6 protein-coding genes are annotated in these 7007 nt (G+C 70.8%); 1 reads left to right on the top strand and 5 read right to left on the bottom strand.

What is annotated here, in order from left to right:
• Positions 1-161: 161 nt before the first annotated feature.
• From ADL12_RS25475 to proB, 5 genes are all read right to left on the bottom strand, one after another.
• Positions 162-1238 (bottom strand): SCO2583 family membrane protein, encoded by a 1077-nt coding sequence (locus ADL12_RS25475; protein WP_062705516.1) that lies wholly within the window; start codon positions 1236-1238, stop codon positions 162-164.
• Positions 1239-1359: 121 nt separating this feature from the next.
• Complete coding sequence (locus ADL12_RS25470) at positions 1360-1935, bottom strand: SCO2584 family spore wall biosynthesis protein (RefSeq protein WP_062705513.1); 576 nt, start codon at positions 1933-1935, stop codon at positions 1360-1362.
• Between the two features lie 177 nt (positions 1936-2112).
• Positions 2113-3399 carry a glutamate-5-semialdehyde dehydrogenase gene (locus ADL12_RS25465; RefSeq protein ID WP_062705511.1) on the bottom strand — a complete coding sequence of 429 codons (1287 nt, stop codon included), beginning with the start codon at positions 3397-3399 and terminating at the stop codon, positions 2113-2115.
• An 81-nt stretch (positions 3400-3480) separates the two neighbouring features.
• The gene (locus ADL12_RS25460) at positions 3481-3936 is read right to left on the bottom strand and encodes a hypothetical protein (RefSeq protein WP_079052271.1); all 456 of its coding nucleotides are present in this window, start codon (positions 3934-3936) and stop codon (positions 3481-3483) included.
• 258 nt (positions 3937-4194) lie between these two features.
• Entirely contained in the window at positions 4195-5322 is a 1128-nt protein-coding gene (proB, locus tag ADL12_RS25455; RefSeq protein ID WP_079052270.1) for a glutamate 5-kinase, read from the bottom strand.
• 192 nt (positions 5323-5514) lie between these two features.
• On the opposite strand from proB, the gene ADL12_RS25450 reads away from it, so the two are divergent.
• Positions 5515-6924 carry a polysaccharide pyruvyl transferase family protein gene (locus ADL12_RS25450; protein WP_062705527.1) on the top strand — a complete coding sequence of 470 codons (1410 nt, stop codon included), beginning with the start codon at positions 5515-5517 and terminating at the stop codon, positions 6922-6924.
• Positions 6925-7007 lie beyond the last annotated feature (83 nt).

Raw genomic sequence — 7007 nt, 5'->3', positions numbered from 1 at the left:
CCCGTCCGGCGTTTGAGGACGAGGCCCGTTCAGGGCCGATGGGGGTCCAGGGGGCAAAGCCCCCTGGCGGGGTCGAAGGGGCGGAGCCCCTTCAGGATGAGACGGGTAGGGGCGGCGGGGGCGGCCGCATCTGTCAGCGGCTCCGCCGCGGGCCGCCCGGCTCACACCTTCGGCTGGGAGCCCGTCGCCAACGACCCGCACAGCGCCGTGGCCCCACCCGTGGCATAGGGATCGGTCCCGGCCGGTCCCCCCTCCTTCGCCGTCTGCCCCGCCAGCAACGGATGCAGCCGGTTCGTGGAGTCCTCGGCACAGGACAGCGGCCCCGCCTGGACATAGGAGACGATCACCTGCGCCTGATTCAGCCGCAGGTCCTCACGGTCGAACCGGAAGTGCAGCTCCCGCCGCACGGTGAACAGCGAGGCCTCGGCGGCCTTCCCCCCGGCGTCCACCGCCCGCAGCGCATACACAAACGTGTGATCGGCCGTGACCTCGAGCGTGGACGAGTCCGTCTCCGCGGCCTGCAGCGTGCCCTGCACCCGGACCTTGCGATCGGCCAGCTCGGCCTGAGCGGGATCGAACCGAACCAGCCACCCGGTCGGCGCATGCCGCCCGTCCGCGGCCGGATGGCTGAAGCTCTGGTCGAACTGGTCCAGTTGGTCGGGATCGAGCAGCACTCGCACCGGACGGACCTGGTCCCCGGTGAGCACCTCGGGATACAGCGAGGACCGCACGATGTAGTCCTTCGCGATACTCAGCGCACTCGTCACCTGACTGTCCGAGAAGTGCGCGGTACGCCGCGCGGCCGGCAGCGGAATGCCCTCCGCGCCGATGCGGAACTGCGCGGCGGGACTCTGCGCGTACAGGCGGTCGGTGTCGCTCGCCCCGGGCACCTTGCCCTGCGGGGCGAGCGGGATGACGGTCATCCGCAGGGGCTCGGCGGGCGGCCGGGAACTGGCGGGGCCCTGGTAGGGATGCCGTACACCCATATAGATCGCCGTACCGAAGGCCACGGCGATCAACAGGACCAGGATGAGCGCCTGCCGGGACAGGCCCCGACGCAGGGGTGGACGGCGGCGTACGGCGGGCGCGTGGTCGGCCATGCGCTCCTGCGCGGAGAACTCCTGGAGGCGGGCAGCACGGACGAACGACTCGTCGAAGACGACGGATCGGTACTCGTCCTCGCCACCTCCGGGGCCGCCCTCGGGCGTCCCCTCGGGTGGGTCTCCAAGCCCTCCCATATCTTCAGGGTAGGTCGCGGGGAGGCCCGGTAAACGCCCTGGTACACGACAAGTTCTGACAGGTTCTCACCAGGATGGTCAGGCAGCTCTCAGCAACGCTCAGGCCCTCGATCAGGCCCGTTCAGGGCGTGCGCGGGATCGCCGATATGACCGGCCGGGAGTGGTCGGCGGAGGCGGAGGGAGCCGCTCCGCTGCCCTGCTCGAGCCCGGTGGACGCGGGCGGCGTGATCTGGTCCCGGCCGCTGGAGGAGGCCCCGCGGTAGACCGCCGCGAAAGCCAGCGCGACCATGCCGATGCCCATCACGAGGGCGAGCACCCAGGCGACGGGACGGTGCCAGCGGACCTGCTTGCCGTACGCCCCGGGGGCGCCGTATCGGCCCTCGAGCATGTCCGTGTCGTCCAGATCGTCGAACTCGGGATCATGGCCGAAACCGGTGGGGTCGTCGGGGCCGTACCCGTCGTCGTACCGCTCGCCCCGGCCGAGTGCGCGGCGCGCTTCCGCCTCGGAGGCCTCCGCTCTCGCCTGGGCGGCGGCCAGGAGGCGCTCGACGGCGGTCGGCTCGTGCACCACGGCCGCCCGTACGAAGGCCTCGTCGAAGACCACGGAGGCGAACTCTTCGTCCGACACCCCGCGGTCGTGGTCGTCGTCGGGCTCCCAGCCGTCAGGGAACGGCGTGCCCCCCACGTCCTCCGGCACGGATCCAGAGTAGTCCTGGGGGGTCAATTTGGGCAGACGGTATGGAAATTCATCCGCCTTGTGAGACGCCTCGCGTGCGGCACGGAGGCAGCCCGGGGGCGCGTGTCGGACGCATATGCCCTGGCCGCGCGCCCCGCGCCGGCCAGCCCTCCGACGCGCCCCCGCGCACCAAGAACGTCAGCGCCGTACGTGCCCGTCCCCCGTGACGATGTACTTCGTGCTGGTCAGCTCCGGCAGGCCCATCGGCCCGCGGGCGTGCAGCTTCTGCGTGGAGATGCCGATCTCCGCGCCGAAGCCGAACTGGCCGCCGTCCGTGAAGCGGGTGGAGGCGTTCACCGCGACCGTCGTGGAGTCGACCAGCTGGGTGAACCGGCGAGCGGCCTGCTGCGAGGTGGTGACGATGGCCTCGGTGTGGCCGGAGGTCCACAGGCGGATGTGCTCGACGGCCTTGTCCAGCGAGTCCACGACCGCGGCGGCGATGTCGTAGGACAGGTACTCGGTCTCCCAGTCCTCGGCCGTCGCTTCGACGACGGTCGCCTTGGAGTCCTTGGCGTACGCCAGCACCCTTTCGTCGGCGTGCACGGTCACCCCGGCGTCCGCGAGGGCGTCCAGGGCGCGCGGCAGGAACTCGGGGGCGATGTCCTGGTGGACCAGGAGGGTCTCGGCGGCGTTGCAGACGCTGACGCGGTGGGCCTTGGAGTTGATCAGGATCTCGATGGCCATGTCGAGGTCGGCGTGGGCGTCGACATAGACGTGGCAGTTGCCGGTGCCGGTCTCGATGACCGGGACGCTCGACTCCGAGACGACGGTCTGGATCAGCGAGGCGCCGCCGCGCGGGATCAGCACGTCGACCAGCCCGCGGGCCCGCATCAGCTCGCGCACGCTCTCTCGGCTCTCGCCCGGCACCAGCTGCACGGCGTCGGCGGGCAGCCCGGCCCCGCCGACGGCGTCCCGGATCACCCGGACGAGTGCGGTGTTCGACTCGTACGCCGAGGCCGAGCCGCGCAGCAGGACGGCGTTGCCGGACTTCAGGCAGAGGGCGGCGGCGTCCACGGTGACGTTCGGGCGGGCCTCGTAGATGATCCCGACGACGCCGAGCGGGACGCGGACCTGGCGCAGGTCGATGCCGTTGGGGAGCGTGGACCCGCGGACGACCTCACCGACGGGGTCGGGCAACGCGACGACGTCCCGTACGTCGGCGGCGATGGCCCGCACCCGCTCCGGGGTGAGCGTCAGCCGGTCGATGATCGCCTCGCTGGTGCCGGCCTCGCGGGCCTTGGCGATGTCCTTGGCGTTGGCCTCGACGATTTCGCTCGTACGGACCTCCAGGGCGTCCGCGATGGCGAGCAGCGCGTCGTCCTTCTCGGCCCGCGGCAGCGGGGCGAGGTCGGCGGCAGCGGCCTTGGCGCGGTAGGCGGCCTGGGTGACCGGGGACATGGAGTCGTACGGCGAGAGCGTGGTCATGAAAGAAGGGTAGTGCGACTGCGCGGCCGGTCCCTCGCTCGTTCCAAACCCCGAGACAAGCCCACAGGCCTCTCAAGGAGCTCAAAAGGGATGGACGCCCACCGGGGTCGCCGGGAGCGGCCCGTACCCTTCCGCGAGCCGCTGGTGGTAGGTCTCGCGGTCGATGACCTCCAGGCCGACGATCTCCCACGGCGGCAGTCCCGCGCTCTGCCGGTGCTCGCCCCACAGCCGCAGCGCGACAGCGGCCGCGTCGTGCAGGTCGCGGGCCTCTTCCCAGTAGCGGATCTCGGCGTGGTCGTGGGCGTACCTGCTGGTCAGCAGAAAGGGATGGTCGTGGGCGAGCTGTTCGAGGGCGCGCCGTACCTCCTTCAGCGGGGCCTCCTGGCCGGAGACGCTGAGGGTGACGTGCCACAGACGGGGCAGGTCCTTGGGCTCCTCGTACCGGTCGCCGGCGGCGACGCTCGTCAAGGCACGCTCCTCACCGGCCGCACGGGACGAGGCCCCTCCGGCACTGCGGGCCGCCGCCCCAGGGCGCACTCGTCTCACAACGGCCTCCTCTACGCAGTGACCGACTCGGTGGTCGTGCGGAATGTCCCTGAGACAAAGTTGAGCAGGCCGCAAGGGCTCGCGTGGCCATTTTGCGGAACGTCCACCTCAGGGCGACTTGTGCGTCAGGGCGTTCACCCTGTTTTCGGCCGGGGGTCCGGGGGTTGGCCCCCGGGACAATGCAGCGGCCGGGGGTCCGGGTCCTCGGCCGGGGGCCCGGAGGTGGCGTCGCCCCCCCCCACGCGCCGCTCAGGGCTGCAGGATCACCAGATCGTCCCGGTGTACGACCTCGCGCTCGTACTCCGCACCCAGCTCCCGCGCCAGTTCCCGCGTCGACCGCCCGAGCAGTTGCGGGATCTCCTTGGCGTCGAAGTTGACCAGCCCGCGCGCGATGGCACGTCCCGTGCTGTCCCGCAGCTCGACCGGTTCGCCCGCGCTGAACTCGCCCTCGACGGCGGCGATTCCGGCGGGGAGCAGCGACTTGCGGAGTTCGACGACCGCCCGTACCGCGCCGTCGTCCAGCGTCAGCGAGCCCTGGGGGGTGGATGCGTGCTGGAGCCAGAGCAGGCGGTCGGCGGAGCGCTTGCCGGTGGCGTGGAAGTAGGTGCCGGTGTCGCCGCCGTGCAGCGCCTCGGCGGCGTGGATGGCGCTGGTCAGGACCACGGGGATACCGGCGGCGGCCGCGATCCGGGCTGCCTCGACCTTGGTGACCATGCCGCCGGTGCCGACACCGGCCTTGCCCGAGCTGCCGATCTCGATCCCGGCCAGGTCCGACGGCCCGCGCACCTCCGCTATCCGCGAGGTCCCCGGCTTGCTGGGGTCGCCGTCGTAGACGCCGTCCACGTCGGACAGCAGGACCAGCAGATCCGCCCGTACCAAATGAGCCACCAAGGCCGCGAGCCGGTCGTTGTCGCCGAAGCGGATCTCGTCGGTGGCGACGGTGTCGTTCTCGTTGACGATCGGGAACGCGCCCATCGCGAGGAGCTTGTCGAGGGTGCGCGAGGCGTTGCGGTGGTGGGCGCGGCGGCTCATGTCGTCGCTGGTCAGCAGTACCTGGCCGACGCGGACGCCGTACCGGGCGAAGGAGGCGGTGTAGCGGGCGACGAGCAGGCCCTGACCGACGCTGGCGGCGGCCTGCTGGCGGGCCAGGTCCTTGGGGCGCCGGCGCAGGCCCAGCGGGGCGAGTCCGGCCGCGATGGCGCCGGAGGAGACGAGGACGATCTCCCGCTCCCCGCCGCTGCGGCTCTTGGCCAGGACGTCGACCAGCGCGTCGACCCGGTCGGCGTCCAGGCCGCCGGACGCGGTCGTCAGCGACGAGGAGCCCACCTTGACGACGACCCTGCGGGCCTCGCGCACACCCTGCCTTGCCCCTGCCACCTGTGCTCTTTCCCCTCACGTGGGTCCCGGTTCCCTGCTCGGCAATCTACGCGAAGCGGATCGTTCGGCGCGCGGGGATTCCAGCCTCCGGACAGGCGAGCGGTAACGGTTTGCTCACGCGTCGCATACGGCAAAAAGGTTGTGTCGGTTGCCTGTAGAAAATAACGACAGAGCAAACTTATTTTGAACGATGTGTCACACCATGCTCACCAGGTTCAGCGCGGAAAGCGCCTCCTTCTCCGCTCGGGCAAGAGCCCCTACGACGTCGTTTCCGTGGAAGAGGCCCTCCACCGGGACGTCATCGCCACCAACTCCGGCAACCTGATCTTCAGCGACGCCACCCACAAGATCCTCGAGACCCCGCACACCGAGGTCGTCTCGAACGGCATCCGCACCGACGTCTCGGCGGCGGGCCGGATCAACGAGGAGTACGACGCCTTCGTCGTCCCGCTCGCCAACGCGTTCCGGCCTTCGTTCGAGGCGCAGTTGAAGCGGCTGACGCGACTGATCAGCAAGCTGCGGATCCCCGTGGTCGTGGTGGGGGTCGGCGCGCAGGCCGGGCTCGGCTACAACGCGGCGCGGCTGAAGCCGATCGAGTCCTCCGTGCGCGAGTTCGTCTCGGCGGTGCTGGACCGCAGCGCCTCGATCGGCGTACGGGGCGAGTTCACCGAGAAGTACCTCAAGGACCTGGGCTTCCGGGACGTCGAGGTCATCGGCTGCCCGTCGCTGTTCATGTACGGCAAGGAACTCACCGTCACCAAGCGGGAGCCGGCCCTCGTCCCCGGCTCCAGGATCGCGGTCAACGGCTCGCACAGCGCGGTGAAGTCCCAGGGCCTGGACCAGGTCATCACCCGCGCCCACGCCCGCTACCCGAACCTGCGCTTCATCGGCCAGAACATCAGCGACGCACGGCAGTTGCACTGGCGGGACCTGTCCGACCCGAACGGCCTGGTGACGGCGATGCCGACGCATCCCGAGCACCCGATGTACCAAGAGGACAAGGTCCGCGTCTACGTCGACCCGGTCACCTGGATCGACGACCTGCGCGCCTTCGACTTCTCCTTCGGCTCCCGCATCCACGGCAATATCGCCGCGCTGCTCGCGGGCACACCGGCGACGGTGCTGTGCGGCGACTCGCGCACGCTGGAGCTGTGCCGCTACTTCGGCATCCCGCACCGCCGGATCGACAAGCTGCCCGAGGACCTGGACCCGGCGTCGCTGTACGAGGAGGCCGAATTCGGCGCCCTGATGAGCGGCCACCAGGAGCGGTTCGAGCGGTTCACGGCGTTCCTGGACAACAACGGCCTGGAGAACACGTTCACGCACGGCGACGGCGGCGCCGCCTTCGAGGAGCGCATGCGGTCGCTGGCCTTCCCGGCGGGCATCCGCCCCTGGAACGACGCCGACCTCGCCTCGCTCACCACCAGGTTCGGCTGGCTGCAGAGCCGTATCACCCAACTCGCCACGGACAACGACCGGTTGCGGCGCGAACTGGCCCGCACCGGCAAGCCGAGCGCAGGGCCCCCCGCGGCGTCCGTCTACCGCCGGGCCCGCCGTGTGGTGGGCGGCCCGATCCGCCGGGCGCTGCAGTCGGGACGATAGGGGCAGGCTTGCGGCAATAGGGGCGGGGTTCAGGCAGCCTCGGCCACTCCAAACCATCCGGACACTCGCGTGTCGTCCGGAGG

Source organism: Streptomyces regalis (genome assembly GCF_001509475.1).
Classification (GTDB): Bacteria; Actinomycetota; Actinomycetes; order Streptomycetales; family Streptomycetaceae; genus Streptomyces; species Streptomyces regalis.
This window is presented reverse-complemented; position numbering and strand designations above follow the sequence as displayed.

Coding starts and splice junctions, on each gene's coding strand:
- ADL12_RS25475 (WP_062705516.1), bottom strand. CDS start 1,238: ATGGGAGGGCTTGGAGACCCACCCGAGGGGACGCCCGAGGGCGGCCCC.
- ADL12_RS25465 (WP_062705511.1), bottom strand. CDS start 3,399: ATGACCACGCTCTCGCCGTACGACTCCATGTCCCCGGTCACCCAGGCC.